The organism is Vogesella sp. AC12, assembly GCF_024437575.1.
Classification (GTDB): Bacteria; Pseudomonadota; Gammaproteobacteria; order Burkholderiales; family Chromobacteriaceae; genus Vogesella; species Vogesella indigofera.
In genome coordinates, this window is sequence record NZ_JANFNU010000002.1 from 425464 (window position 1) to 450533 (window position 25070).

A 25070-nucleotide genomic window follows, 5' to 3' on the forward strand; every position below is an offset into this window, starting at 1 on the left:
GGGCGGGCAACGATTGTACGCTGCCGTGCCACAAAAATGCATAAAGGATAGGAAGCAATGCTTGAACACACTGTAAACCAGCGCGAACTCACCATGTCGGTGCTGATGACGCCGGATATGGCCAATTTTTCCGGCAACGTGCACGGCGGCGTGCTGCTGAAACTGCTGGACCAGGTCGCCTACGCCTGTGCCAGCCGCTACGCCGGCTGCTACGTGGTCACGCTGTCGGTCGACCAGGTGCTGTTCAAGCAGCCGATTCACGTCGGCGAGATGGTGACCTTCCTCGCCAGCGTCAACCACGTTGGCCGCACCTCGATGGAGGTCGGCATCAAGGTGATCGCCGAGGACATCCAGAAGCGCAGCGTGCGCCACACCAACAGCTGCTACTTCACCATGGTGGCGTTCGACAACGGCAAGGCGATGCCGGTGCCGGCGCTGTCGCTGGACAGCGATACCCACAAGAAGCGCTTCCGCGAGGCGGAAATCCGCAAGAAGATGCGCATGGAAGCGGAACAGCACATGCAGGCCGCCGCCGAGTGAGCCACGGCGGCGCGCTGCAACCGCTGCTGGCCGGCGAGCAGCAGGCCGCCTACGCGCTGTACCGCGACGCGATGATGGCCGGGCTGCGCCGCATCGCACGCTGGGACGAGGCACTGCAACGGCAGCGCTTCGCCGCCAGCCACCAGGCGGCGTCGCTGTTCTGGTTCCAGGATGGCGGCGCCAACCGCGCGCTGCTCAGCCTGCGCCGCGACGATGCCGGCCTGATCGTCGACCTGCTGGTGGTGCCGCCGGCGCAGCAGCGCAGCGGTTGCGGCCGGCACGCGATGCGACTGGTGCAGGCACTGTGCCGCCCCGGCGAGCAGGTGCGGCTGAGCTGCCTGCGCCGCGACCGCCGCGTGCACGCCTTCTATGCCGCGCTCGGCTACCGCATCGAGCACGCCGGCGCCGATTTCCTCGAGCTGGTGTGGCAGGCGCCGCCCTGAGTCCTTGCGGCCAACCTTGTTCCGCTCGCGCACAGCTGGCCGTACAATGCCCCCCTTGCCGCCCACCCGTTTCCCCCGACCATGACCGAACCGCTTGCCGACTTCCAGCTTTCCGCGCCCGAACTGCCGCCGGCGCTGCCGATCGCGCACGTGTTCGGCCAGCCGGTACTGGAAATCCCGCAGGACCTGTTCATCCCGCCCGACGCGCTGCAGGTGATTCTGGACAGCTTCGAAGGCCCGCTCGACCTGCTGTTGTACCTGATCCGCAAGCAGAACCTCGACGTGCTCAACATCCCGATGGCCGACGTCACCGCGCAGTACATGGGCTATGTCGAGGTGATGAAGGCCGGCCAGTTCGAGCTGGCGGCGGAATACCTGCTGATGGCGGCGCTGCTGATCGAGATCAAGTCGCGGCTGCTGCTGCCGCGGCCGCCGGTGGAAGGCGAGGACGACCCGGACGACCCGCGCGCCGAGCTGGTGCGCCGGCTGCTGGAGTACGAACAGATGAAGCTGGCGGCACTGGCGCTGGACAAGCTGCCGCAGGCCGACCGCGACTTCGCCTGGCTGGCGGTGCTGGTGGAGCAGTCCGCCGAGCAGCGGCTGCCGGAAGTCAGCGCGCTGGACCTGCGCCAGGCGTGGCTGTCCATCCTGTCGCGTGCCAAGCACAACCGCCACCACAAGGTGAAACAGGACGAGCTGTCGGTGCGCGAGCAGATGAGCTGGATCGTGCGCTACCTCGACGGCCGTGATTATGTCGCCTTCGAGGAGCTGTTCGACATCGGCAAGGGCGTCGCCCACCTGGTGGTCAACTTCATCGCCGTGCTGGAGCTGGTGAAGGAGGGCATGGTCAGGGTCAGCCAGGACGCGCCGTACCAGCCTATTTATGTGAGGTTGGCGGTGGTGTAGGGGGGGAGAGAACGCCTGAATTCACCGACCTGCGCGGTTTTTCGCGCAGGTTAGGTGGAGTGGATGCGTTAGCCAGCATGACCAGCAACCAGCCATTTAAGGCGATTCAGATAGCAGAAATGGAGGACAGTTGCGTAAGCAGCTAATGCCTCTCGTTCTTCGCCGTTCGCGAATTCGCTAGCAATTTCTTGCAGTGTTCTTGCGCCTTCAAAAAAACGTGCCTGAATATGAGTTGCCTCATCTGAAACCGATTCCATAGCAAGTTTCACTGCTTGCGATAAAAACTGAAGCTCCTCGACTGCTGTCCCAGATTCTTGGCCCCCTCGTTCGATAAGGAGACTAACTCTTTCGAGAAGAGATGGGGCATCGCTTGCAGTTGGATCGATGTTGGCGACTCCGCGCGCTCCCGGCTCAGAGAAGTTCCAAGCGGAATGGCCACTAAGTGTGGCAACGTCTGGAAAGGTAGAGTTCTCGACTATCTGGGGTTGCACCGTCCACTTGTGGAGGATCGACTCCTTGTGAAAAGCCGGACATGCGTAACAAACGATTGCTCGACTATTTAGCCGCTGTTGAAGCTTCTCAAGAGCGACTTGTTGATGGGGTGTTACCTCGAATCTCCAATATGGGGACTTAAGTCCTTTGGCTTTGAGTACCTTTGGTGCGTAACGACCATACTGTGGGCGTTTGGCTTGAATGAACACATTTAGCCGAAACGACGGGAGCTTCTTCTTTGAGCGGCGGACTGCCCAGATGTAATCCCAGTTATACCGAGACAGGACGACACCATCTAATGGCATGTTGTGGCCGTGAAGCGCGTGGAGATATGCATGAGTGGTAAAGAGTGCATGATCTATACCAATATGCTTTTCAAAGACTTGGCCAGGCTCCCACAGCAGACTAGACGTTGATAATTGATTGAATAGAGGTCCGCGATATTCGGCCTCTTCGAATTCACAGGTTTTAAGAGCCATTCAAAGAGTCCTCGTATGGTGATGGCTAACGTGAAATGTACACACAAGTGTGTGTATAGCGTGTTGGACTGTGCCCAAGTCGAGCTTGTTATTAAAATTTACTTGTAATATCAAGTGGTTTCTGAGTTTCATTTCTGAAAAGAGCACAGCAACACGAGATGCTCGATTGTGATAAATTAGTTTTAATGTCAAATAATTTTTAAATCATAATATAAAATCTCATTGGGGCAAGTTAAATTGCTTTGCTGGTTTGTTTGGCATCAATCCTTGCGGCCAACGCTTTTAGCGTTCGAGCAATCCCGACATGCCACCCATACTCTGTGGCATCATGCCAGCCCACCGCAAGCGACGTTCACCGGCAAACAAGGTTGGCCGCAAGCCCCAGCGCCATGCCGGCCATCCTCACAATCAACACGACATCAGTAAAGGAACCCCCATGCACACCTTCGGCCTGTTCGTGCTGACGGCGCTGGCCGAGATCGTCGGCTGCTATCTGCCGTGGCTGTGGCTGAAGAAAGGCGCTTCGCCGTGGCTGCTGCTGCCGGCGGCGGCGAGTCTCGCGCTGTTCGCCTGGCTGCTCACCCTGCATCCGGATGCGTCGGGGCGTATCTACGCCGCCTACGGCGGGGTGTATGTGTCGGTGGCACTGGTGTGGCTGTGGGCGGTGGACGGCGTGCGGCCAACCTTGTGGGATGTGGCCGGGGTCGGGCTGTGTCTGGCCGGCATGGCGGTGATCATGCTGGCGCCGCGCTCGTGAATAAATGCGCGGTTTGGCAAAAAATCGTGTAAAATCCGCACCTTCCGTTCTGTTGTGCCCGTTGTTCCGGGGCTGTCATGTCGACCATTACCGACCTTAATTACCTCAAGATCGTGCTGGAAACCGCGCTGTTGACGGCGCAGGAGCCGCTCACCGTCGGCCAGCTGAAAAAGCTGTTCACCGAAGACGTGAAGGCGGCGCTGATCAATGACATCCTCGACGAGATCCGGCAGAACTGGAAGGGCAGGGGCGTGGAGCTGGTCAAGCTCGCCTCCGGCTGGCGCTTTCGGGCGCGCGCCGAGTTCACCCCCTACCTTGCGCGACTGACGCCGGAAAAACCGCCGCGTTATTCGCGTGCCGTGATGGAAACACTGGCCATCATTGCCTATAAACAGCCGGTCACCCGCGGGGATATCGAATCCATCCGCGGCGTGTCGGTGTCGACCAGTGTGATGCAGACCCTGCTGGAGCGGGGCTGGATCGAAGTGATCGGGCATAAAGACGTGCCCGGCCGTCCTGGCTTGTACGCCAGCACCCACAAGTTTCTCGATGATCTGGGTTTCAACACCCTGCGTGACCTGCCGCCGCTGGCGGAGCTGGGCACGCTGGTGTTGCCGGAGCAGCTTGCGGCCAACGTGGATGAGGACGGTGAAGTGCCCCTCGCTGATGAGGCGCCCCAAAATACTGAACAGGAATCATGATGTCTAAAGGACAACGCAATCACGCGCGCCAACCCGTCGCCCGCGTCCGTGGCCAGGAATCCGGCCAATCCCGCAACCCGTCCAGCGATCGCCCGGCCTTCGGCGGCAAACCGCTGCAGCCCAAGGCCCCGGCCAGCTTCAACCCTCGCAGTACGCCTGCTGCGGCACCAAGCGGCAAGCCGCTGCCGAAAACCGTGATGAAAACCCGTCGTGACGGTAGCACTTACCCGGCTGATGCCCGCAACGTGGCACCGGCCGCGCAGAGCCGCCGTGACACAACCGCATCCAATCCCGATGGTCGCCGCGCACCGGCTACCAGCCGTCGTGACGGCAAGCCGCTGGATCCGGATACCCGTCCGGCCACCCGCCGCGATGGCCAGGCTTTCCACCAGGACGATCGTCGCAATGCCGGCCGTGGCGAAGCCGCGTTCAAGCACGAGCGTCAGTTCGGCAACAAGAATTTCGCGGTTCCGGGCGGCGCACCGTCGCCGGATGGCCGTGGCAGCAACGAATTCGGCAAGGCGCGCCGCGAGGCGCCGGCGGTAAAGGTACCGCGCGCCAAGAAACTGGCGCTGCGCGCGCCGAAGCAGGAAATCGCCGAGCGTTCCGCCCGTCTGCGCGAAACCCGCGTCGACTACAGCAATATCGAGCCGGTACGGCTGCAGAAGGCGCTGGCCGCCTCCGGCGTTGGCTCCCGTCGCGAGATGGAAGAGTGGATCGAGGCCGGCTTCATCACCGTCAACGGCAAGAAGGCGGCGCTGGGCGACAAGGTCGGCCCGCAGGACCGCGTGACCGCCAAGGGCAACCCGATCAAGCTGAAGTGGGCCGACCGCCTGCCGCGCGTGATCATGTACCACAAGCAGGAAGGCGAGATCGTGTCGCGTGACGACCCGGGTGGCCGTGTCACCGTGTTCGACCGCCTGCCGCAGGCCAAGTCCAGCCGCTGGGTGGCGATCGGCCGTCTCGACGTCAACACTTCCGGCCTGCTGCTGGTGACCACCAGCGGCGAGCTGGCCAACCGCATGATGCACCCGAGCTTCGAGTTCGACCGTGAGTACGCGGTACGGGTGCTGGGCGAGCTGACCCGCGAGCAGATGAAGGAAATGACCGCCGGCATCGAACTGGAAGACGGCACCGCCCACTTTCAGCGCATCAGCGAGCAGGGTGGTGCCGACGAGGGCGCCAACCGCTGGTACAAGGTGGTGATCCGCGAAGGCCGTAACCGCGAAGTGCGCCGCATGTTCGAGCACTTCGGCATTTCGGTCAGCCGCCTGATCCGCGTCCGTTTCGGCAATATCGGCTTGCCACCGCGCCTCAAGCGCGGTCAGTATTACGAGCTGAACGAAGCCGAAGTGGCTGCGGTGATGAAGTGGGCCGGGCTGACCTCTACCGGTCAGATCAAGGTACGCGGCGGCGACGCGGCCAAGTAAGCCTGTTGTCGACCATCAACGCCTCCTGCTCCGGCCGGGGGCGTTTTTTATTCCGGGATCTCCATCATGAGCAAAGCCTTTACCCGCGAGCAGGACGACGAGCACGACGACGAGCTGCCGGCGGAACAGCGGCTGCCGGCCGCGAGCAAGAACTACATCACGCCGGCCGGCTGGCACCGCCTGCGCGAGGAGCTGAACCAGCTGGTCAAGCACGAGCGTCCGCACATGACGCAGGTGGTGAACTGGGCGGCCAGCAACGGCGACCGCTCGGAGAACGGCGACTACCTGTACGGCAAGCGCCGTCTGCGCGAGATCGACCGCCGCATCCGTTTCCTCACCAAGCGGCTGGAAATCGCCGAGGTGGTCGATCCGGAGCTGCGCGAGGCCACCGACCAGGTGTTCTTCTCTGCCACGGTGCTGATCCAGCGCGGTGACGGCAAAGAGCAGCTGCTGCGCATCGTCGGCGTCGACGAGATTGATCTGGCGCGCGGCCACATCAGCTGGATTTCGCCGATCGCACGCACGCTGATCAAGGCGCGCGAGGGCGACACGGTGTTCTTCCGCGGGCCGGACGGCGAGGAGGAAATCGAGATTCTGGAGGTGCGCTACGAGCGCATAGCCTGAGTATCGGGGAGGGCGCCGTTGCGGCCAACGTTGGCCGCATGGCGTGTCAGTTGCGCGGAATGTCGGACTTGCTGAGCAGGCTCATCGCCTGGTTGACCTTGAGCCAGCCTTCGGTGGCGTCCTGGCCGGCCTCGGCAAACGCCTGCATCAGCAGGCGTGCCTGTTCGCGGTGCAGCGCCTCTTCCAGCTTGCGACCTTCCTCGGTCAGGCGCAGCTCCTTCACCCGCTTGTCGTGGCTGGCGGTGTCGGTGGCGATCAGCCCCATCTCGATCAGCTGCCGCAGCGGGATGTTGATCGCCTGTTTGGTGACATCGAGACAGGCCAGCAGGTCCTTGATCGACAGCGCGGGATACAGTGCCACGAAGAACAGGATGCGGTGATGCACCCGCGCCAGGCCGCGCCGCGCCAGCATTTCGTCCGGCTTGTCGGTAAAGGCCTGGTAGGCATGAAAAAACGCCTTCATGGCGTCGCGCAAAACAAAGGAATCTGGCAAGGAAATCATGGTTGACGTAAAGGTCATTAAGCGTTAAGTTGGTCAAACAATTTGACTAATAAATACCTGTCTTCCAGAGGAGAGTAACATGTTTTCAGAGCGCGTCGAACGCCTGTCCGGTTCACTGATCCGCGAGATCCTGGCTGCGGCACAACGCCCGGAAGTGATCTCGTTTGCCGGCGGCCTGCCGGCCGCGGATTGCCTGCCGGCACTGGATTTCAAGGGCGTACCGCCAGCACTGGCGCAGTACGGCACCAGCGAAGGTGAACCGGAACTGCGCGAGCAGATTACCCGTGAAGCGGCCCGTATCGGCCTGCAGTGCGACCCGTCGCAGGTGCTGGTGCTGTCCGGCTCGCAGCAGGCGCTGGACCTCGCCGCCAAGCTGTTCATCGATCCGGGTACACCGGTGATCACCGAAGGCCCGACCTATCTCGCGGCGCTGCAGGTATTCAAGCTGTTCGGTGCCGACATCACCACCGTGCAGCAAGTGGACGGCCAGCTGCCGGCAGCCACGCTGGCAGCGGCACTGGACAGCAGCAAGGCACGCCTTGCCTACCTGATTCCGACCTTCCAGAACCCGTCCGGCGCCTGTTACAGCGTGGACACGCGCCAGGCGCTGGCCGAGGTTATCGACGCCGCCGGCACCGTGCTGATCGAGGATGACCCGTACCGCGCGCTGTCCTACGACGGCGACGCGCCGGCTCCGCTGGTCACCCACCTGAAGTCGGCGTCGTGGATCTACTGCGGCTCCTTCTCCAAGACACTGGCACCGGGGCTGCGCATCGGTTACCTGATCGCCTCACCGGACCTGATGCCCTACCTGCTGAAGCTGAAGCAGGCGGTCGATCTGCACTCCAACCGTCTGGGGCAGTGGTTCATCAGCGAGTGGCTGAAGAGTGGCAACTACCCGGCACATCTGGCCGGGCTGCAGGCCAAGTACAAGGTTGGCCGCGACGCGATGCAGACCGCGCTGGAAAAGCACTTTGCCGATCTGGCCGACTGGCAGGTGCCGCAGGGTGGCCTGTTCTTCTGGCTGAAGCTGAAAACCACGCGCGACACTCGCGAGCTGCTGAAGGTGGCGCTGGGCGAGCACAACGTGGCGTTCATGCCCGGCGAGCCGTTCTACGCCAACCAGGCCGACGGCATTGGCCGCCTGCGCCTGAACTTCAGCCACGCCACGCCGGATCGCATCGAGGAAGGCGTCGCCCGTCTTGCCAAGCTGATCCGCGACACGCAGTAATCGTTAGCCTCGCCGCCACGGCGGCCAGCAAAAAAGGCACCCGTCCGGGTGCCTTTTTCGTTGCGGCCAACCTTTGTTGCTGGCGGCTTATTCCTCGTCGTCACCGTGATGCAGCGCGGCGTCCACTTCCTTGCGGTGCAGATGCGGTGCGAACAACTCGATGAAGGTGTAGGCGTAGCCGCGCAGGTAGGCGTCCTTGCGCAGCCCGATCTTGGTCACCGAGGCGTCGAACAGGTGGCTGGCGTCGCGCGCCTGCAGCCCGATGTCGCGTTCGGCCTCGAACGCCATGCTGGCGATGATGCCGATGCCGAGGCCGAGCTTGACGTAGGTCTTGATCACGTCGGTGTCGATCGCGGTCAGCACCACGTTCGGTGTCTTGCCGATGCTGGTGAAGGCCTGGTTGATCTTGGAGCGGCCGGCAAAGGCGAAATCGTAGGTGATGATCGGGTGTGCGACGATGTCGTCCAGCGTCAGCGGCCGCTGCAGCGCCAACAGCGGGTGGCCGTCCGGCGCCACGATGCTGCGGTTCCACTCGTAGCAGGGCAGCATCGCCAGTTCCTTGTACAGCGAGATGCCTTCGGTGGCGATGGCGAGGTCGGCCTCGCCGGACACCACCATGTCGCAGATCTGTGTCGGGCTGCCTTGCTTGATCGACAGCCGCACTTTCGGGTAGCGCTGCACGAATTCGGCGATCACCTTGGGCAGCGCGTAGCGGGCCTGGGTGTGGGTGGTGGCGATGGTGAGCGCGCCTTCCGCTTCCTTGGAGAATTCGTCGCCGACACGTTTGAGGTTCTGTGCCTCACGCAGGATGCGTTCCGAGATGCGTAGCACTTCCTTGCCCGGCTCCGACACCGCGACCACGCGCTTGCCGTTGCGGATGAACACCTGGATGCCGAGTTCGTCTTCCAGCAGGCGGATCTGCTTGGAGATGCCCGGCTGCGAGGTGTGCAGCTTTTCTGCCGCTTCGGACACGTTCAGGCCCTGCTTGGCGACTTCGACCAGATAGCGTAACTGCTGGAGTTTCATCGTGCGCTCCTTAAAACCTAAAGTAATTAAATACTAACACAATATTCTTTTCGGCTTTAAAGGCTTTCGCTACCATGGCAGACTTCAGACCGAACGCCCACTGGAGGCCCCACGATGAGCCTTGCCGACAAGCTAGCGCATACCGAAGCCCTGCTCGATACCATCGCCCGCGACCACGCGCCCGTTGCGCTGGCCAACAGCTTTGGTGCGGAAGACATGGTGCTGATGCACCTGATCGCCAGCCGCAACCTGCCGATCGGCATTTTCAGCCTTGATACCGGGCGCCTGCCGGTGGAAACCTACACCCTGATGCAGCAGGTCGGCGAACGCTATCCCGGCCATCCGATCCGTGTTTACTATCCGGATGCGACGGCGCTGGAAGCTTACGTCAACAGTAACGGCATCAACGCTTTTTATAACAGCGTCGAGCTGCGCAAGTCCTGTTGCCATATCCGCAAGATCGAGCCGCTGAAGCGCGCGCTGGGCGGCCTGTCGGCGTGGATTACCGGCCTGCGCCGCGAACAGTCGCCGACACGACAGGATCTTACCGATCGCGAGTTCGACGCCGACAACGGCCTGATGAAGTTCAACCCGCTGATCGAGTGGACCGAAAAAGAAGTGTGGGAATATATCCGCGCCAACGACGTGCCCTACAACAGCCTGCACGACAAGCATGTGCCGTCCATCGGCTGTGCGCCCTGTACCCGGCCGATTTCCGTCGGCGAGGACATCCGTGCCGGTCGCTGGTGGTGGGAAAACCCGGAATCCAAGGAATGTGGCCTGCACGTGAAGGCCAGTCCGCTGAAACGCCCGAATGCCTGACAAGGTTGGCCGCAAGCACTGCGGCCAATACCGCTTGAGGAAACAGAAGCATGTACAAGTACGATGAAGTGGATCACCGCCTGGTGCGCGAGCGCGTCGAGCAGTTCCGCGACCAGACCCGCCGCTACCTGGCCGGCGAGCTGTCGGAAGACGAATTCCGCCCGCTGCGGCTGATGAATGGCCTCTATGTGCAGCGCCACGCACCGATGCTGCGCGTCGCCATTCCCTATGGCCACCTGTCCAGCACCCAGCTGCGCAAGCTGTCCCACATCGCCCGTACCTATGATCGTGGCTATGGCCACCTGACCACGCGCCAGAACATCCAGTTCAACTGGCCGGCGCTGGAGCGGGTGCCCGACATTCTCGCCGAGCTGGCCGAGGTCGAGATGCACGCGATCCAGACTTCCGGCAACTGTGTGCGCAACACCACCACCGACGCCTTTGCCGGTGTTGCCGCCGACGAGTATCTGGATGGCCGCGCCTACTGCGAAATCATCCGCCAGTGGAGCACGCTGCACCCGGAATTCGCCTACCTGCCGCGCAAATTCAAGATCGCCGTGTCCGGCAGCGCCGACGACCGTGCCGCCACCCAGGTGCACGACATTGGCCTGCACGTGGTGAAGAACGACGCCGGTGAAGTCGGCTTCAAAGTCATCGTCGGTGGCGGTCTCGGCCGCACCCCGCTGGTCGGCAAGACCATCCGCGAGTTCCTGCCGACCCGCCACCTGCTGACTTACCTCGATGCCGTGCTGCGTGTCTACAACCGCTTCGGTCGTCGTGACAACAAGTACAAGGCGCGCATCAAGATCCTGGTACAGGCGCTGACGCCGGAAGCCTTCGCCGCCAAGGTGGAAGACGAGTGGGCGCACCTGAAGGACGGTGCGGCGACGCTGCGCGACGAGGACGTGGCGCACTACGCCAGCTTCTTCACCGACCCGGCCTATGAACAGCTGGCCGCCAATCCGGAAGCGTTTACCGTGCCGCTGGTCAGCGATGCTGCGTTCGCCAAGTGGGTGGCGCGCAATACCCGCAGCCACAAGCAGACCGGTTACCGTTCGGTGGTGCTGTCGCTGAAGAAGACTGGCGTGCCGCCGGGTGACATCACGGCCGAACAGATGGACGCCGCCGCCGACTGGGCCGACCGTTTCGGTTTCGGCGAGCTGCGCGTGGCGCATGAACAGAACCTGATCCTGCCGGACGTGAAGGAAAGCGACCTGTACGAGGTGTGGCAGCTGGCACGCCAGCACGGTTTCGCTACCCCGAACGTCGGCCTGCTGACCGACATCATCTGCTGTCCGGGCGGCGACTTCTGCTCGCTGGCCAATGCTCGTTCCATTCCGGTGGCGGAAGCGATCCAGCTGAAGTTCGACAACCTGGACTACCTGTTCGACCTCGGCGACATCGACTGCAACTTCTCCGGCTGCATGAATGCCTGTGGTCATCATCACATCGGCAACATCGGTATTCTTGGCGTTGATAAAAATGGCGAGGAGTGGTACCAGATCACCCTCGGCGGCAGCCAGGGCAACCACACCGCCATCGGCAAGGTGATCGGGCCGTCGTTTGCCCAGGCCGACGTGCCGCTGGCGTTCGAGAAGATCATGAACCTGTATGTGGAGCAACGCCTGGCTGGAGAACGCTTTATCGAGACCGTACGCCGTATCGGGCTGGAGCCATTCAAGGAGCGCGTTTATGCAAAATCTCATTAAGAACGACGCGGTCACGGAAGATGCATGGCGCCTGATCCGCAGCGAGGACGAAAGCTATGACGCGGCGGAGGATGTCATCCTGCCGCTGGCCGCCTGGCTGGCGCCTGACCCTGCGGCCCGCCGCGGCCAAACCGCGGTATGGCTGGCACCGGATGCCGACCTGACCCTGCTGCTGCCAGCGCTGGCGCAGCTGCCTCTGATCGCCATCGATTTCCCGGCGTTTACCGATGGCCGCGGCTATAGCCTTGCCCGATTGCTGCGCGAGCGCTACGGTTATCAGGGAGAGCTGCGTGCCATTGGTGACGTGCAGCGCGATCAGCTGGCGTACCTGGCACGGGTCGGTTTCACCGTGTTCGCGATTCGCGACGACCGTCCGGCCGAGGCGGCACTGGATGGCCTGCGCGATTTCAGCGACCAGTATCAGGCCACCGTACTGCAGCCGGAGCCGTTGTTTAAAAGACGCACTCAGCGCTAAATTGTTGCTTGTTAGCAACTGAAAGTGTGGTGTTTCGATAGAATGGTCCGCTTTTGTGTTGCTTTTTTTGTCGCATTCCATTGAGCTAAAGTTGACATGGTGGTGATCGACTACCTATAGTCACTCCAACTATCTGGCAACGGATGAATTTCGCGTTTGTCTTAAAGCTTGACGTGCTGTGCTTGTCACGAGCAGTTTTGCGAAGCTGGTAGACTTATCCAACAAAGAGGAAATGCTATGAATAAATCGATCAAACTGAGCGCACTGGTTGTTGCCATGATGCTGTCCAGCGGCGCTTTCGCTGCCAAGGCCGGCTACGCGACTGACGGCGCGCTGGACAACGTGGCTCGCAACGCCTACGGCGAATGCTGGAAAGACGGCTACTTCAACAAGGCAACTGACGGCCTGGTTGAGTGCGGCGACAAGGAAGCTCCGAAGCCGGTTGCTGTAGCGCCAGTTGCTCCGGCTCCTGCCGTGGTTTCCCAGATCAAGTCCTTCACCCTGTCGGCTGCCGGCCTGTTCGCCTTCGACAAGACCGTGATCACTTCCGGCAACGCAGCGCTGGACGGCGTGGTTGCGGAACTGAAGGGCGACAAGTACCTGAAGTCGGTTGCCATCGTTGGCCACACTGACTACATGGGCGCCGAAGCCTACAACCAGAAACTGTCCGAGCGTCGTGCCAACGCCGTGAAGGACTACCTGGTTGCCGGCGGCATCCCTGCCGAGAAGATCACCGCTTCCGGCGCTGGCGAATCGCAAGCCAAGCTGACCGAGCAGTGCTCGAAGATCAAGGTTCGCACCCAGCGTATCGCCTGCCTGGAGCCTGATCGTCGCTTCGAAGTGACTGTAGAAACTGCCAAAGAAGTGAAGATGTAAGTCTCGCTTCTTGCCAGAAAGCCCCGGCTCCTGCCGGGGCTTTTGTTTTTTGGCTTTGGGCTGGCGCGGCTCAGGGTGGCTGGTTAAAATCACTGTTTGTTTCTTTTCGAGCACGACTGCCCATGCGAGCGTTTCTGGGCGACCCGCGTCGCCATGATTTGTTGCCCTGTGCGCTGACCATCGGTAATTTCGACGGTGTCCACCTCGGCCATCAGAAGATGCTGGCCCGCTTGCGGCACGAGGCTGCCGCCCGTGGCCTGCCCACCGCGCTGCTGACTTTCGAGCCGCACCCGCGCGAGTTCTTTGCCCGCAGCCAGCCGCCGGCGCGGCTGTCGGTGCTGCGCGACAAGCTGCAATTCCTGGCGGAAGAAGAACGGGTCGACTATGTGTTTGTCTACCGTTTCAACCACGCCTTTTCGCGTATGCCGGCCGAGTTGTTCATGCGCGAGGTGTTGCTGCAGCAATTGCAGACCCGTTATCTGCTGATCGGCGATGATTTCCAGTTCGGTGCCGACCGCAAGGGCAATTTCGAGCTGCTCAGCGCCTGTCCCGATTTCGTCACCGAAGCGATGCCGTCGGTGCTGGTGGCCGGCGAGCGCGCTTCCAGTACCCTGGTGCGCGATACCCTGGCCGCCGGCGACCTGCAACGTGCGGCCACCTTGCTGGGGCGGCCGTACCAGATCAGTGGCAAGGTGATGCACGGCCAGAAGCTGGGTCGCACCATCGGCTTCCCGACCGCCAACGTGCACCTGCCGCATCTGCGACCGGCGCTGCAGGGGGTGTTCGTGGTGGAAGTCGATACGCCGCAGGGGCGTCTCGGCGGTGTGGCCAGCCTCGGCAAGAACCCGACGGTCACTGACAGCCAGCACTACAAGCTGGAAGTGCATTTGTTCGATTTTCACGGTGATCTGTATGGCCAGCGTGTTTCGGTGCACTTTCTGAAAAAATTGCGCGATGAAGCGCGTTATGATGATTTGAACGAGCTGGTGGCGCAGATTGAACGCGACGCCGCCAGCGCCAAGACCTATTTGACCAGTTTGCAACGAGATCAGGCATGAGCATCGACTATCGCAAGACCGTAAACCTGCTGGATACCCCGTTCCCGATGCGGGGTGATCTGGCCAAACGTGAACCCGCTTGGCTCAAGCGCTGGACCGAACAGCAGCGCTACCAGAAACTGCGTAAAGTCGCTGCCGGCCGTCCCAAGTTCATCCTGCACGACGGCCCACCGTACGCCAACGGCGATATCCATATCGGCCATGCCGTCAACAAGGTGCTGAAGGACATCATCGTCCGCTCCAAGACGCTGTCCGGCTTCGACGCGCCGTACGTGCCGGGCTGGGATTGCCACGGCCTGCCGATCGAGCTGATGGTGGAAAAACTGCACGGCAAGGACATTCCTGCCGCCAAGTTCCGCGAACTGTGCCGCGAATACGCGCACGAGCAGATCGCGCGCCAGAAGAAGGACTTCATCCGTCTGGGCGTGCTGGGTGACTGGGACAACCCGTACCTGACCATGGATTTCAAGACCGAGGCCGACATCGTGCGCACCCTCGGCAAGATTTACGAGAACGGCTACCTGTTCAAGGGCGAGAAGCCGGTGCACTGGTGCATCGAGTGCGGCTCGGCGCTGGCCGAGGCGGAAGTTGAGTACGAAGACAAGACCTCGCCGGCGATCGATGTCGGTTTCAAGGTGCTGGAAGGCGACAAGTTGGCCGCAGCCTTCGGCCTGGCGGGCAGTGTCGATGACGCGCAGGCCGTGATCTGGACCACCACGCCGTGGACGCTGCCGGCCAACCAGGCGGTGTCGGTCAATGCCAAGCTGGTGTACCAGCTGCTGGACACCGCCAAGGGCAAGCTGATCCTGGCCAAGGACCTGGCTGAAGTGACCCTCAAACGCTACGGCGTGGACGGCACCATGCTGGCGGAAACCAGCGGCGACAAGCTGGAACTGATCCGTTTGCAGCACCCGTTCTACGACCGTCAGGTGCCGATCATCTGCGGCGAGCACGTCACCACCGACGCCGGTACCGGCCTGGTGCACACCGCACCGGCGCACGGTCTGGAAGACTTCCAGGTCGGCCAGCAGTACGGCATCCCGGTGGACAACCCGGTGGCAGACAACGGCCGCTACAAGTCCACCACCGAGCTGTACGCCGGCCTGTCGGTGTGGGAGGCCAATCCGAAAGTGATCGAGACACTGGTCGAGCAGGGCGCGCTGATCCACCAGGAAAAACTGCTGCACAGCTACCCGCACTGCTGGCGTCACAAGACGCCGATCATCTTCCGCGCCACCGCGCAGTGGTTCATCGGCATGGACAAGTCCGGCAAGGATAGCGAAGTGCTGCGCGAGCGCGCTAAGCACGCGGTGGACAGCACCGAATTCTTCCCGGCCTGGGGTCGTGCCCGTCTGGAAGCGATGATCAGCAACCGCCCGGACTGGTGCGTATCGCGCCAGCGTAACTGGGGCGTGCCGATGACCTTCTTCGTGCACAAGGAAAGTGGCGAGCTGCATCCGGATTCCGCCGCGCTGCTGGAGCAGGTGGCATTGCGCATCGAGCAGCAGGGTATCGAAGGCTGGTTCAGCCTCGATGCCGCCGAACTGCTGGGCGACGATGCGGCCAACTACCGCAAGCTGAGCGACACCCTCGACGTGTGGTTCGACTCCGGTTCCACCCACTTCGCGGTGCTGAAACAGCGTCCGGAGCTGGCGTGGCCGGCCGACCTGTACCTGGAAGGCTCCGACCAGCATCGCGGCTGGTTCCAGTCGTCCTTGCTCACCGGCTGCGCCACCATCGGCCGCGCGCCGTACCAGCAATTGCTGACCCACGGCTTCGTGGTCGACGGCAAGGGCCTGAAGATGTCCAAGTCCAAGGGCAACGTGGTGGCGCCGCAGAAGGTCAACGACAGCCTGGGCGCCGACATCCTGCGCCTGTGGGTGGCGTCCACCGACTACTCCGGCGAGCTGGCGATCTCCGACGAGATCCTCAAGCGCGTCACCGAGAGCTACCGCCGCCTGCGTAATACCTTCCGCTTCCTGCTGGCCAACCTGTCGGACTTCGATCCGATGGAGCACGCGGTACCGTTCGGCAACCTGCTGGAGATCGATCGCTACGCGCTGCTGATGGCCAAGGAAATGCAGGAAAAGGTGACCGGTGAGCTGTATCCGCGCTACGCCTTCCACCACGCGGTGCAGGAAATCGTCAACTACTGCTCCGAGGATCTGGGCGCCTTCTACCTCGACATCCTCAAGGACCGCCTGTACACCACCCAGGCGGGCAGCCACGCGCGCCGCAGTGCGCAGACCGCGCTGTACCACATCACCCGCAGCCTGCTGCTGCTGGTGTCGCCGATCCTGTGCTTCACCGCCGACGAGGCGTGGGAAGTGCTGGTCGGCAGCGACGAGGAATCGCCGCTGTTCCACGTGTGGCACGAATTCCCGCTCACCGGCGAACAGCAGGAAGCGGACCTGGTCGGCAAGTGGCAGGCCATCCGCGCCTTCCGCGCGCAGCTGAACAAGGATATCGAGGCGCTGCGCAGTGCCGAGCAGCTCGGCTCCGCGCTACAGGCCGAGGTCGATGTCGTGGCCGACGAAGTGCTGTTCCCTCTCTTGGCCAGCCTCGGCGACGATCTCAAGTTCGTGCTGATGGTATCGCGCATCAGCGTCAGCGAAGGCACTGCGCTGAGCATCACTGTCACGCCGTCGGCGCATGCCAAGTGTGACCGTTGCTGGCACTACCGCAGCGACGTCGGCAGCCATGCCGGCCACGGCAATGTCTGCGGCCGCTGCGTCGACAACATTGATGGTAAAGGTGAGGCCCGTGTCCACGCCTGATGTCGAACTGCAAACGGCAGGGCCGGCCACGGCCCTGCGTGACAGCCTGAAGTGGTTCCTGTTGGCGCTGCTGATCATCGTGATCGACCAGCTCAGCAAGATCCATTTCAATACCACCTACCAGTTCGGCGAGTACCGCGCGGTGATCCCGGGTTATTTCGGCTTCACCCTGCTGTACAACCCGGGGGCGGCGTTCAGCTTCCTCGCCGACGCCGGCGGCTGGCAGAAGTTCTTCTTCACCGCGCTGGCCTTCGCCGTCTCCGGCTGGCTGGGCTGGCAGATGGTGAAAGGGCGCTTCAGCACGGTGATGAGCCTGGCGGCGTCGTTCATCATCGGTGGCGCACTGGGCAATGTGATCGACCGACTGCTGCACGGCCACGTCATCGATTTCATCCAGGTGCACTACTACAACAGCTGGTACTACCCGGCGTTCAACCTCGCTGACAGCTTCATCTGTGTCGGTGCCGTGCTGATGGTGATCGACAGCTTCCGCCACCCGCAACCATGACGACAACGTTGGCCGCAGCCTTGCGGCCAACCTTTTAGCTACTGAAGGATATCCGATGACGAAGACCATCATGCTGGCCAACCCGCGCGGTTTCTGCGCCGGCGTCGACCGTGCCATCGCCATCGTCGAGCGCGCGCTGGAAATCTACGGCGCCCCGATCTATGTCCGCCACGAGGTGGTGCATAACCGCTTCGTGGTCGACAACCTGCGCGACAAGGGCGCCATCTTCATCGAGGAGCTGCAGGACGTGCCGCCCGGCGCCACCCTGATCTACTCGGCGCACGGCGTGCCGCAATCGGTGCGCCAGGAGGCGGAAGCCCGCGGCCTGACGGTGTATGACGCCACCTGTCCGCTGGTGACCAAGGTGCACGTCGAGGTCAAGCGCATGCACCAGGCCGGCATGAGCATCATCATGATCGGCCACAAGGGCCACCCCGAGGTGGAGGGCACCATGGGCCAGGTCGAGCACGGCATGTACCTGGTGGAAACGGTCGACGATGTCGCCACGCTGCAGCTGCCGGACGAGTCGCGGCTGTCCTATGTCAGCCAGACCACGCTGTCGGTGGACGAGACCCGCGACATCATCAACGCGCTGAAGGCGCGCTTCCCGCAGATCACCAGTCCGAAGAAGGACGACATCTGCTACGCCACGCAGAATCGCCAGGATGCGGTGAAGCTGTTGTCCGACGAGTGCGACATCGTGATCGTGGTCGGTTCGCCGAACAGCTCCAACTCCAACCGCCTGCGCGAAGTGGCGGCCTTGCGCGGCGTGACCGCCTACATGGTCGACAACGCCACCCTGCTGCAGCAGGCGTGGTTCGACGGCAAGCAGCGTGTCGGCGTCACCGCCGGCGCCAGCGCGCCGGAGGTGCTGGTGCAGGCGGTGATCGAGCAGATCCGCCTGTTTGGCGCCACCAGCGTCAGCGAGCTGAACGGGGTGGAAGAGAGCATCGTGTTCGCGCTGCCGCCCGGCCTGCGCGAGAAAAAGGACGGCGCCAGCGCCTGACGCGCGCATCCGCCCACCCGCAACCCGGCCACCGACAGGAGCCGGGTTTTTTCATGGCCGCGACCGGTCGCGCCGGCCGGCTCTTGAAGAATCTGCGCCTGCCGCCATCTTGTCCTCTGTTATCAACTCTTCATTCAGACATAGCCATGAGCGCACAGAAAGAAACCCTGGGTTTTCAGACCGAAGTCAAACAGCTGCTGAAACTGATGATCCATTCCTTGTACTCCAACAAGGAAATCTTCCTGCGTGAGCTGGTGTCCAACGCCAGCGATGCGGCCGACAAGCTGCGTTTCGAGGGGCTGAACAATGCCGCCCTGTTCGAGAATGATCCCGAGCTGAAAATCCGCATCAGCGTCGACAAGGATGCCAAGACCATCACCATCGCCGACAACGGCATCGGCATGAGCCGCGACGAGGTGATCGCCAACATCGGTACCATCGCCAAGTCCGGCACCAAGGCCTTCTTCGAGCAGCTGTCGGGCGACGCCAAGAAGGACGCCAACCTGATCGGCCAGTTCGGTGTTGGCTTCTACTCCGCCTTCATCGTCGCCGACAAGGTGACGCTGACCACCCGTCGCGCCGGCGCTGCCGCCAGCGAAGGCGTGCGCTGGGAGTCGGCCGGTGAAGGCGACTTCACCCTGGAGCAGGTGGAGAAAGCTGGCCGCGGCACCGAGATCGTGCTGCATCTGAAGGATGGTAACGACGATTTCCTCAATGACTGGTCGCTGAAGCGCATCGTGCGCACCTATTCCGACCACATCTCGATCCCGATCGAGATGAAGAAGGGCAACAGCTATGGCGAAAACGGTGAAGTGATCGTCAGCGACGAGTTCGAGACCGTCAACGAAGCCTCCGCGCTGTGGACCCGCAGCAAGAACGACATTACCGAAGAGCAGTATCAGGAATTCTACAAACACGTTGCTCACGACTTCACCGAGCCGCTGGCATGGAGCCATGCCCGCGTCGAGGGCCGCCAGGAGTACACCGAGCTGCTGTACATCCCGTCGCGCGCGCCGTTCGACATGTGGGACCGCGACCGCAAGCAGGGTGTGAAGCTGTACGTGCGCCGCGTGTTCATCATGGAAGACAGCAACAAGCTGATGCCGCAGTACCTGCGCTTCGTGCGTGGCGTGATCGACAGCAACGATCTGCCGCTGAACGTATCGCGCGAGATCCTGCAGGAATCGAAAGACATCGACGCCATCCGCGCCGGCTGCGTGAAGAAGGTACTGGGCCTGCTGGACGACCTCGCCGCCAACGAGCAGGACAAGTACGCCGCGTTCTGGAAGGAATTCGGCCAGGTGCTGAAAGAGGGTGTGGGCGAGGACTTCGGCAACAAGGAGCGCATCGCCAAGCTGCTGCGCTTCGTGTCCACCGCATCGGAAGGCGACGTGCCCACCGTGTCGCTGGCCGACTACGTTGGCCGCATGAAGGAAGGCCAGGACAAGATCTACTTCATCACCGCCGACAGCCTGTCCGCGGCGCGCAACAGCCCGCACCTGGAAGTGTTCAAGAAGAAGGGCGTGGAAGTGCTGCTGCTCACCGACCGTGTCGACGAGTGGGTGACCGGTTCGCTGACCGAGTTCGACGGCAAGCAGCTGCAGTCGGTGGCCAAGGGGGCACTGGATCTGGGCGCGCTGGAAGACGACGCCGACAAGGAAGCGCAGAAGCAGGTGGAAGAAGCCGCCAAGCCGGTAGTAGAGCTGGTGCAGAAGGCGCTGGGCGAGCGCGTGAAAGACGTGCGTGCCACCGCGCGGCTGACCGACAGCCCGGCCTGCCTGGTGGTAGGCGAGCACGAAATGAGCGCGCATCTGGAGCGCATGCTGAAAGCCGCCGGCCAGCCGGTGCCGGAAGGCAGCAAGCCGACACTGGAGATCAATCCGGAACACGTGCTGGTCAAGCGTCTGGCGGCGGAAAGCGACGACAGCCGCCGCGAAGACCTGGCACACGTGTTGTACGATCAGGCATTGCTGGCGGAAGGTGGCAAACTGGAAGACCCGGCCACCTTCGTGAAGCGGATCAACAAGCTGATGCTGGAGTTGTCTGTCTGACCCGGAGCATTGCGGCCAACGTTGGCCGCAGTGGCTTGCCCGTTACAAACCGTCCTGCCCAGTGGCAGGGCGGTTTTTTATTGGGGGGCCATCCGGTAGTGGGTGCTGCGTTGGCAGCGTGTGGCAGTCGGCGCGCTTAGCGAGCCGCGGCGATGTAGGCATCGCCCTGATAGTGTGCACTGGACAATCCCAGTGCCGAGTTGAAAGTCACCATGAAGCGGCGGCCAACCTGGCGGATGGCAATGACTTCGTAGGCAACAGTGTGGTCAAGACGTTGTTCGGTGATGCGATCACCTGGTTGCAATTCCTGGATTTTCATTAAATTCCTTGTTCAATTCTCAATATCAGCGGCGGTAGTGCTGCGGAGCACCTTCCGGACGCGCTGTCGGGTGGCGGAAGTTGATCCGTCCCTTGCTCAAATCATACGGTGACATTTCTACGGTGACGCGGTCGCCCATCAGCACGCGGATGCGGTGCATGCGCATTTTGCCGGAGCCGTAGGCGAGGATTTCCACGCCGTTGTCCAGCAGTACACGAAAGCGCGATTCAGGCAGCATTTCGGTAACGACACCTTGCAGTTCGATCATATCTTCTTTAGACATTGTATTCTTTCGGGTAGCTGGTTCCGTGCCCGGTCATCAGACCATGCACCAAGGCCCGTTCATAAGCAGCATGAACGGGAAAGAAATGTGAAACCGTGTTGGGGAGTGTCGCCTGCGAGGTAGGGCAGGGCAGGCAAAAACAGACGGCAGCAGTACGAAAACTGTGCCAGCAAGACGGAAACAGACAGTACTATACCGCTAAATCCATGATTTGTCAGTTTTTTCGTGCCACAGGACGACAAGCCCCAGTCAGCGATCGCAGGCCAGCTAAAAAGCAGGCGGATGCCGTGCTGGCATCCGGCCGCTTTTGACGGACTGGCTTTAGCTGGATAGCTGCTTCATTGCACTGCGAAAGCGCGCATGCGCGCGTGAAACGGTAGAGAGACTGATATCGAGTTGGCGCGAGGCGGCATAACCGGTCATGCCGTCGATCTCCATCAGGCAGACTGCTTCACGGGACTTTTTCTTCAGGCCGATCATGTCCGCGATGCGTTTCATTTGTTCCAACCGCATGATGATTCTCCTTGCTGGATAACAGGCGACAGCGCATGCCTGATATAAGCTTAGACCGTATTGCCCGAATTACCATGCTGCATGGCACAAGCTGCTTAGAGCCTATTCACGATCTGCTGCGCTTCGGCGATACCGCGTTGAAAACGGCTTCGGAATGCTCATTGACCCCATGTCAACTCCGCTTCCTCAGCCGTTTTCGCCTTGTCTCGCTCTAGCTCGCGAGATCGTGAACAGGCTCTATGCCGGTGGCAGCGTATCGCTGAAGCTGGCGCGCTGCTGCAGGCGCAGCGCCAGGCCGGCCAGATTCGGATGCAGCGTGCGCCAGTCGAGATCGGCAAAGCGGAAGTCGAGGTAACCCAGGCAGCAACCGACGCTGATGTCGGCAATACCGTAGCTGTCGGCGCAGCACCAGTTGCGCTCGCCGAGGTCGTGCGCCAGGGCAGCCAGGCCGCGGATGACCTTGTCGTGCTGGCGGTTGATCCAGTCGGCGCTTTGCAGTGCCGGCGGGCGGCGCTGCTCGATCACGATATTGGCGGCGGCATCGCAGATGCCATCGGCCAGCGCCTCCCAGCGGCGGGCTTCGATCAGCTGGCGGCGTTCCTGTGGAAACAGCCGTGCCACCGGGGAAATGCTGTCCAGATACTCGACGATGACGCGGGAATCAAACAGCGCGCTGCCGTCGTCCAACAGCAATACCGGCACCTTGCCCAGCGGGTTGAACTCGGCGACCCGGCTGCCGGCCTCCCAGGGCAGGTCCAGTTCCAGCGGACAGTCGATCTTTTTCTCGGCCAGCACCACGCGCACCTTGCGGGCAAACGGGCTGGTCAGTGAGGCAATCAGTTTCATGATGGTGTGTGTGCTTGGCGGCTTGTTTCGCGGGAGTGCGATATTGTAAGCGCAGTATCAGCAACGGCGGGATGAGCGTCAATCGCGCCGTTGCCGGGCCGGGCCTTATTGCAGCTCGATACGGCCGCTGACATTGAGCTGGATGGTGCTTTTACCCGGTTGCCATTCCGGCGTGGTCACCTCGGCCACCGCATCGGCCGTCATCGCCTTGGCGCGCATCATCAGCGGCGGCATGTTCGGCTGGCTTTCGCCGATGGTCAGCTCGCGCACCTGCTGTTGCGGCTTGCCCAGTGCCTTGCCGGCGGCGGTGGCCTGGTGCTGCAGCAGGGCAATCGCTTCCGGAATCAGCGTCTGCTCGGTGGCCTTGCGCGTGCTGTCGGCGACGCTGAACTGCACCCCTTCCAGCAGCATGTATTTCTGCAGCTGCGCGATCAGCTCGGCGGCAGCGGTAAAGTCGCGGCTGTGCAGGCGGATGTCGGCGCGGCCCTGCCAGCCATTGATCTTGCCGTTCTTGTCGTAGCTGGGCCAGCTATTGTAGTTGCCGCTGCTGATGGTCACCTTCGGATAGCCGGCGGCATCGGCCTTGGCGCGGTTGAGGGCGCGGTTCAGCTTGTCGGCCAGCTGCGCCGCCTGTGGCTGCCGTTCCTGGATGTACAGCGTCGCGTTCAGCTGGTCATTCGGCAACTCGCGCTGGGCGCTGGCGCTGAGGTTGAGGACGGTGGCGGGCTCGGCCGCCTGGGCCGGTGCCAGCTGGCTCAGCAGCAGGGTGACGCCGAGCAGCAAGGGACGGGAAGAACGCAGGAACAGGGACATGATGGGACCTTTCGCGGTGAAAACAGCGCTGTGACTGTGGCGATGCGTGATGGTTGCAATCGTACCGGCTAATTATGGCCGTTGAATGTAACGCTGTCGCGCGGCGGGCGAGCGGGCATGAAAAAGCACGGCCCGTAGGCCGTGCTGTCGGGTGCGCTTGCCGGTTTCAGCCCAGCAGCAGCGCGTCGTCGTCGATCTGTTCGCCGCGGGTCTTCTCGAACATCGCCAGCAGGTCGCTGACCTGCATCTGCTTGCGCTCGTCACCGCTGACATCCAGCACCACGCGGCCCTGATGCAGCATCACGGTGCGGTGGCCATGATCCAGTGCCTGGCGCATGGAGTGGGTGACCATCATCGCGGTGAGCTTGTTCTCCTGCACGATGCGGTCAGTCAGCTCCAGCACGAAGGCGGCGGTTTTCGGGTCCAGCGCCGCAGTGTGCTCGTCCAGCAGCAGGATGCGCGACGGCTGCAGCGAGGCCATCAGCAGGCTGACCGCCTGGCGCTGGCCGCCGGAGAGCAGGTCGATGCGGTCGGCGAGGCGGTTTTCCAGCCCCAGCTTCAGCATCGCCAGCTTGTCGCGGAACAGCTCGCGCTGCTCGGCGCGGATGGCGCGGCCAAAGCCGCGGCTACGGCCACGGTGCCACGCCAGCGCCATGTTTTCCTCGATGCTGAGGCCTTCGCAGGTACCGGCCATCGGGTCCTGGAATACGCGCGCCACCATGCCGGCGCGTTGCCAGGCCGGCACGCGGGTGACGTCCTGCTCGTCGATGTGCAGGCTGCCGCGGTCGACGAACAGGTCGCCGGAGATGGCATTCAGCAGCGTGGATTTGCCGGCGCCGTTGCTGCCGATCACGGTCACGAACTGGCCGGATTCGATGGTCAGCGACAGGCCGCGCAGCACCGGATTCTCGATCGGGGTGCCGGGGTTGAAGGTCTTGAACAGATTGTCGGCGCGCAGCATCAGTGCTTTCCTCCGGCCTTGCGGGAAAATTTCGCTTTCAGTTTCGGCAATACCAGCGCAAAGCCGACCAGCAGCGCGGTGATCAGGTTCAGGTCCTGTGCTTGCAGGCCGATGAAGTCGGCGTTCAGCGCCACCGCGATCAGCAGGCGGTACAGCAGCGCGCCGATGATGGTGGCCAGCGTGATCACCCACAGCTTGCGCGACGGCAGCAGGGTTTCGCCAATGATCACCGCGGCAAGGCCGACCACGATGGTGCCGACGCCCATCGACACGTCGGCGCCGCCCTGGGTCTGCACGTATAGTGCGCCGGCCAGCGCGATCAGCGCATTTGACAGCGCCATGCCGGACAGCACCATGCGCTCGGTGGCCACGCCCTGGGCGCGGGCCATGCGCGGGTTGGCGCCGGTGGCGCGCATCGCGAGGCCGGTCTGCGAGGCAAAGAACAGGTCCAGCGCGATCTTGGCGGCGACGATGATCACCGCCAGTACCGCCGGCTGCACCAGCCAGCTGTTTTCCAGCGCCTCGCCGATGAACGGGGCGAACACCGTCGGCGAGCCGATCAGCGGCATGTTGGGCGCGCCCATGATGCGCAGGTTGATCGAGTACAGCGCGATCATCACCAGGATGCTGGCCAGCAGCTGCAGGATGTTGAGGCGCACGTGCAGCCAGGCGGTGACCAGGCCGGACACGGCACCGGCCAGCGCGCCGAAGCCGCAAGCCAGCCACGGGTCGTGGCCGCCGGCGATCAGGGTGGCGGCGACGGCGCCGCCCAGCGGGAAGCTGCCGTCGGCGGTGAGGTCGGGGAAATCAAGGATGCGGAAGGAAATCAGCACGCCCAGCGCCACCAGCGCAAAGATCAGACCGATTTCCAGGGCACCCATCAACGCGATAGGGGTCATGGCTTACCTGCAATAACAAGCGC

At 62.4% G+C, this 25070-nt stretch carries 27 protein-coding genes; 17 read left to right on the forward strand and 10 right to left on the reverse strand.

The features are described from left to right. Nucleotides 1-57 precede the first annotated feature (57 nt). The 3 genes from NOM55_RS05890 to NOM55_RS05900 all read left to right on the forward strand — a co-directional run bounded on the left by NOM55_RS05890 (nt 58) and on the right by NOM55_RS05900 (nt 1889). The gene (locus NOM55_RS05890) at nt 58-540 is read left to right on the forward strand and encodes an acyl-CoA thioesterase (protein WP_189354752.1); all 483 of its coding nucleotides are present in this window, start codon (nt 58-60) and stop codon (nt 538-540) included. Beyond that, on the forward strand, nt 537-983 hold the full coding sequence (locus NOM55_RS05895) for a GNAT family N-acetyltransferase (protein WP_255907854.1): 447 nt from the start codon (nt 537-539) through the stop codon (nt 981-983). Before NOM55_RS05890 ends, NOM55_RS05895 begins: the two co-directional genes overlap by 4 nt. 81 nt (nt 984-1064) lie before the next feature. Further along, entirely contained in the window at nt 1065-1889 is an 825-nt protein-coding gene (locus tag NOM55_RS05900; protein ID WP_255907855.1) for a ScpA family protein, read from the forward strand. Between the two features lie 68 nt (nt 1890-1957). Here the strand turns inward: NOM55_RS05900 and NOM55_RS05905 are convergent, their stop codons facing one another. Then, nucleotides 1958-2860, reverse strand: a complete 903-nt coding sequence (locus tag NOM55_RS05905) for a hypothetical protein (protein WP_255907856.1) — start codon at nt 2858-2860, stop codon at nt 1958-1960. 436 nt (nt 2861-3296) lie between these two features. Between NOM55_RS05905 and NOM55_RS05910 the strand changes: the two genes are divergently transcribed. The 4 genes from NOM55_RS05910 to greB all read left to right on the forward strand — a co-directional run bounded on the left by NOM55_RS05910 (nt 3297) and on the right by greB (nt 6372). Next, nucleotides 3297-3617 carry a YnfA family protein gene (locus NOM55_RS05910; RefSeq protein WP_255907857.1) on the forward strand — a complete coding sequence of 107 codons (321 nt, stop codon included), beginning with the start codon at nt 3297-3299 and terminating at the stop codon, nt 3615-3617. 77 nt (nt 3618-3694) lie between these two features. Next, nucleotides 3695-4318, forward strand: coding sequence for an SMC-Scp complex subunit ScpB (scpB, locus tag NOM55_RS05915; RefSeq protein ID WP_120810590.1), 624 nt, complete (start codon nt 3695-3697; stop codon nt 4316-4318). Between the two features lie 197 nt (nt 4319-4515). Continuing rightward, the gene (locus NOM55_RS05920) at nt 4516-5748 is read left to right on the forward strand and encodes a pseudouridine synthase (protein ID WP_370687865.1); all 1233 of its coding nucleotides are present in this window, start codon (nt 4516-4518) and stop codon (nt 5746-5748) included. A 66-nt stretch (nt 5749-5814) separates the two neighbouring features. After that, complete coding sequence (greB, locus tag NOM55_RS05925) at nt 5815-6372, forward strand: transcription elongation factor GreB (protein ID WP_255907858.1); 558 nt, start codon at nt 5815-5817, stop codon at nt 6370-6372. A gap of 46 nt (nt 6373-6418) precedes the next feature. On the opposite strand, the gene NOM55_RS05930 is transcribed toward greB, so the two are convergent. Then, nucleotides 6419-6835 (reverse strand): MarR family winged helix-turn-helix transcriptional regulator, encoded by a 417-nt coding sequence (locus NOM55_RS05930; RefSeq protein ID WP_255907859.1) that lies wholly within the window; start codon nt 6833-6835, stop codon nt 6419-6421. Nucleotides 6836-6953: 118 nt separating this feature from the next. On the opposite strand from NOM55_RS05930, the gene NOM55_RS05935 reads away from it, so the two are divergent. Beyond that, complete coding sequence (locus NOM55_RS05935) at nt 6954-8105, forward strand: PLP-dependent aminotransferase family protein (protein ID WP_255907860.1); 1152 nt, start codon at nt 6954-6956, stop codon at nt 8103-8105. Between the two features lie 87 nt (nt 8106-8192). On the opposite strand, the gene cysB is transcribed toward NOM55_RS05935, so the two are convergent. Further along, entirely contained in the window at nt 8193-9131 is a 939-nt protein-coding gene (gene cysB, locus NOM55_RS05940; protein WP_047967321.1) for an HTH-type transcriptional regulator CysB, read from the reverse strand. A 114-nt stretch (nt 9132-9245) separates the two neighbouring features. On the opposite strand from cysB, the gene NOM55_RS05945 reads away from it, so the two are divergent. The 9 genes from NOM55_RS05945 to htpG all read left to right on the forward strand — a co-directional run bounded on the left by NOM55_RS05945 (nt 9246) and on the right by htpG (nt 20413). Then, on the forward strand, nt 9246-9953 hold the full coding sequence (locus tag NOM55_RS05945) for a phosphoadenylyl-sulfate reductase (RefSeq protein WP_255907861.1): 708 nt from the start codon (nt 9246-9248) through the stop codon (nt 9951-9953). Between the two features lie 50 nt (nt 9954-10003). Further along, complete coding sequence (locus NOM55_RS05950; protein ID WP_255907862.1) at nt 10004-11662, forward strand: nitrite/sulfite reductase; 1659 nt, start codon at nt 10004-10006, stop codon at nt 11660-11662. After that, the gene (locus tag NOM55_RS05955) at nt 11646-12137 is read left to right on the forward strand and encodes a DUF934 domain-containing protein (protein WP_255907863.1); all 492 of its coding nucleotides are present in this window, start codon (nt 11646-11648) and stop codon (nt 12135-12137) included. The genes NOM55_RS05950 and NOM55_RS05955 overlap by 17 nt, the downstream gene beginning before the upstream one ends. A 237-nt stretch (nt 12138-12374) precedes the next feature. Then, nucleotides 12375-13013: an OmpA family protein gene (locus tag NOM55_RS05960; protein WP_255907864.1), complete on the forward strand. Its 639-nt coding sequence runs from the start codon at nt 12375-12377 to the stop codon at nt 13011-13013. Between the two features lie 122 nt (nt 13014-13135). Next, nucleotides 13136-14071, forward strand: coding sequence for a bifunctional riboflavin kinase/FAD synthetase (locus NOM55_RS05965; RefSeq protein WP_047967326.1), 936 nt, complete (start codon nt 13136-13138; stop codon nt 14069-14071). Beyond that, the gene (ileS, locus tag NOM55_RS05970; protein WP_255907865.1) at nt 14068-16848 is read left to right on the forward strand and encodes an isoleucine--tRNA ligase; all 2781 of its coding nucleotides are present in this window, start codon (nt 14068-14070) and stop codon (nt 16846-16848) included. The genes NOM55_RS05965 and ileS overlap by 4 nt, the downstream gene beginning before the upstream one ends. Next, entirely contained in the window at nt 16817-17356 is a 540-nt protein-coding gene (lspA, locus tag NOM55_RS05975; protein ID WP_082133727.1) for a signal peptidase II, read from the forward strand. Before ileS ends, lspA begins: the two co-directional genes overlap by 32 nt. Before the next feature lie 55 nt (nt 17357-17411). Beyond that, complete coding sequence (gene ispH, locus NOM55_RS05980; RefSeq protein ID WP_255907866.1) at nt 17412-18362, forward strand: 4-hydroxy-3-methylbut-2-enyl diphosphate reductase; 951 nt, start codon at nt 17412-17414, stop codon at nt 18360-18362. A 146-nt stretch (nt 18363-18508) separates the two neighbouring features. Further along, nucleotides 18509-20413, forward strand: a complete 1905-nt coding sequence (htpG, locus tag NOM55_RS05985) for a molecular chaperone HtpG (RefSeq protein WP_255907867.1) — start codon at nt 18509-18511, stop codon at nt 20411-20413. 136 nt (nt 20414-20549) lie between these two features. Here the strand turns inward: htpG and NOM55_RS05990 are convergent, their stop codons facing one another. From NOM55_RS05990 to NOM55_RS06020, 7 genes are all read right to left on the reverse strand, one after another. Beyond that, the gene (locus NOM55_RS05990) at nt 20550-20732 is read right to left on the reverse strand and encodes a hypothetical protein (protein WP_047967330.1); all 183 of its coding nucleotides are present in this window, start codon (nt 20730-20732) and stop codon (nt 20550-20552) included. Between the two features lie 25 nt (nt 20733-20757). Continuing rightward, nucleotides 20758-21015: a translation initiation factor IF-1 gene (infA, locus tag NOM55_RS05995; protein WP_047967331.1), complete on the reverse strand. Its 258-nt coding sequence runs from the start codon at nt 21013-21015 to the stop codon at nt 20758-20760. A 321-nt stretch (nt 21016-21336) separates the two neighbouring features. Then, on the reverse strand, nt 21337-21528 hold the full coding sequence (locus tag NOM55_RS06000; RefSeq protein WP_047967332.1) for a hypothetical protein: 192 nt from the start codon (nt 21526-21528) through the stop codon (nt 21337-21339). Nucleotides 21529-21765: 237 nt separating this feature from the next. Further along, nucleotides 21766-22374 carry a glutathione S-transferase gene (locus NOM55_RS06005; protein ID WP_255907868.1) on the reverse strand — a complete coding sequence of 203 codons (609 nt, stop codon included), beginning with the start codon at nt 22372-22374 and terminating at the stop codon, nt 21766-21768. Between the two features lie 105 nt (nt 22375-22479). After that, nucleotides 22480-23187, reverse strand: coding sequence for an SIMPL domain-containing protein (locus NOM55_RS06010; protein WP_047967334.1), 708 nt, complete (start codon nt 23185-23187; stop codon nt 22480-22482). 166 nt (nt 23188-23353) lie between these two features. Next, nucleotides 23354-24148, reverse strand: a complete 795-nt coding sequence (locus NOM55_RS06015) for an ABC transporter ATP-binding protein (RefSeq protein WP_047967335.1) — start codon at nt 24146-24148, stop codon at nt 23354-23356. Further along, the gene (locus tag NOM55_RS06020) at nt 24148-25047 is read right to left on the reverse strand and encodes an ABC transporter permease (RefSeq protein WP_255907869.1); all 900 of its coding nucleotides are present in this window, start codon (nt 25045-25047) and stop codon (nt 24148-24150) included. The genes NOM55_RS06015 and NOM55_RS06020 overlap by 1 nt, the downstream gene beginning before the upstream one ends. Nucleotides 25048-25070 lie beyond the last annotated feature (23 nt).

Coding starts and splice junctions, on each gene's coding strand:
- NOM55_RS05905 (WP_255907856.1), bottom strand. CDS start 2,860: ATGGCTCTTAAAACCTGTGAATTCGAAGAGGCCGAATATCGCGGACCT.
- NOM55_RS05945 (WP_255907861.1), top strand. CDS start 9,246: ATGAGCCTTGCCGACAAGCTAGCGCATACCGAAGCCCTGCTCGATACC.
- NOM55_RS05990 (WP_047967330.1), bottom strand. CDS start 20,732: ATGAAAATCCAGGAATTGCAACCAGGTGATCGCATCACCGAACAACGT.
- NOM55_RS06010 (WP_047967334.1), bottom strand. CDS start 23,187: ATGTCCCTGTTCCTGCGTTCTTCCCGTCCCTTGCTGCTCGGCGTCACC.
- NOM55_RS05950 (WP_255907862.1), top strand. CDS start 10,004: ATGTACAAGTACGATGAAGTGGATCACCGCCTGGTGCGCGAGCGCGTC.
- NOM55_RS06000 (WP_047967332.1), bottom strand. CDS start 21,528: ATGCGGTTGGAACAAATGAAACGCATCGCGGACATGATCGGCCTGAAG.
- lspA (WP_082133727.1), top strand. CDS start 16,817: ATGGTAAAGGTGAGGCCCGTGTCCACGCCTGATGTCGAACTGCAAACG.
- NOM55_RS05920 (WP_370687865.1), top strand. CDS start 4,516: ATGAAAACCCGTCGTGACGGTAGCACTTACCCGGCTGATGCCCGCAAC.
- NOM55_RS06015 (WP_047967335.1), bottom strand. CDS start 24,148: ATGCTGCGCGCCGACAATCTGTTCAAGACCTTCAACCCCGGCACCCCG.
- greB (WP_255907858.1), top strand. CDS start 5,815: ATGAGCAAAGCCTTTACCCGCGAGCAGGACGACGAGCACGACGACGAG.
- NOM55_RS05955 (WP_255907863.1), top strand. CDS start 11,646: ATGCAAAATCTCATTAAGAACGACGCGGTCACGGAAGATGCATGGCGC.
- ispH (WP_255907866.1), top strand. CDS start 17,412: ATGACGAAGACCATCATGCTGGCCAACCCGCGCGGTTTCTGCGCCGGC.
- NOM55_RS05890 (WP_189354752.1), top strand. CDS start 58: ATGCTTGAACACACTGTAAACCAGCGCGAACTCACCATGTCGGTGCTG.
- NOM55_RS05965 (WP_047967326.1), top strand. CDS start 13,136: ATGCGAGCGTTTCTGGGCGACCCGCGTCGCCATGATTTGTTGCCCTGT.
- NOM55_RS05930 (WP_255907859.1), bottom strand. CDS start 6,835: ATGAAGGCGTTTTTTCATGCCTACCAGGCCTTTACCGACAAGCCGGAC.
- htpG (WP_255907867.1), top strand. CDS start 18,509: ATGAGCGCACAGAAAGAAACCCTGGGTTTTCAGACCGAAGTCAAACAG.
- NOM55_RS06020 (WP_255907869.1), bottom strand. CDS start 25,047: ATGACCCCTATCGCGTTGATGGGTGCCCTGGAAATCGGTCTGATCTTT.
- NOM55_RS05910 (WP_255907857.1), top strand. CDS start 3,297: ATGCACACCTTCGGCCTGTTCGTGCTGACGGCGCTGGCCGAGATCGTC.
- NOM55_RS06005 (WP_255907868.1), bottom strand. CDS start 22,374: ATGAAACTGATTGCCTCACTGACCAGCCCGTTTGCCCGCAAGGTGCGC.
- NOM55_RS05960 (WP_255907864.1), top strand. CDS start 12,375: ATGAATAAATCGATCAAACTGAGCGCACTGGTTGTTGCCATGATGCTG.
- cysB (WP_047967321.1), bottom strand. CDS start 9,131: ATGAAACTCCAGCAGTTACGCTATCTGGTCGAAGTCGCCAAGCAGGGC.
- infA (WP_047967331.1), bottom strand. CDS start 21,015: ATGTCTAAAGAAGATATGATCGAACTGCAAGGTGTCGTTACCGAAATG.
- NOM55_RS05900 (WP_255907855.1), top strand. CDS start 1,065: ATGACCGAACCGCTTGCCGACTTCCAGCTTTCCGCGCCCGAACTGCCG.
- scpB (WP_120810590.1), top strand. CDS start 3,695: ATGTCGACCATTACCGACCTTAATTACCTCAAGATCGTGCTGGAAACC.
- ileS (WP_255907865.1), top strand. CDS start 14,068: ATGAGCATCGACTATCGCAAGACCGTAAACCTGCTGGATACCCCGTTC.
- NOM55_RS05935 (WP_255907860.1), top strand. CDS start 6,954: ATGTTTTCAGAGCGCGTCGAACGCCTGTCCGGTTCACTGATCCGCGAG.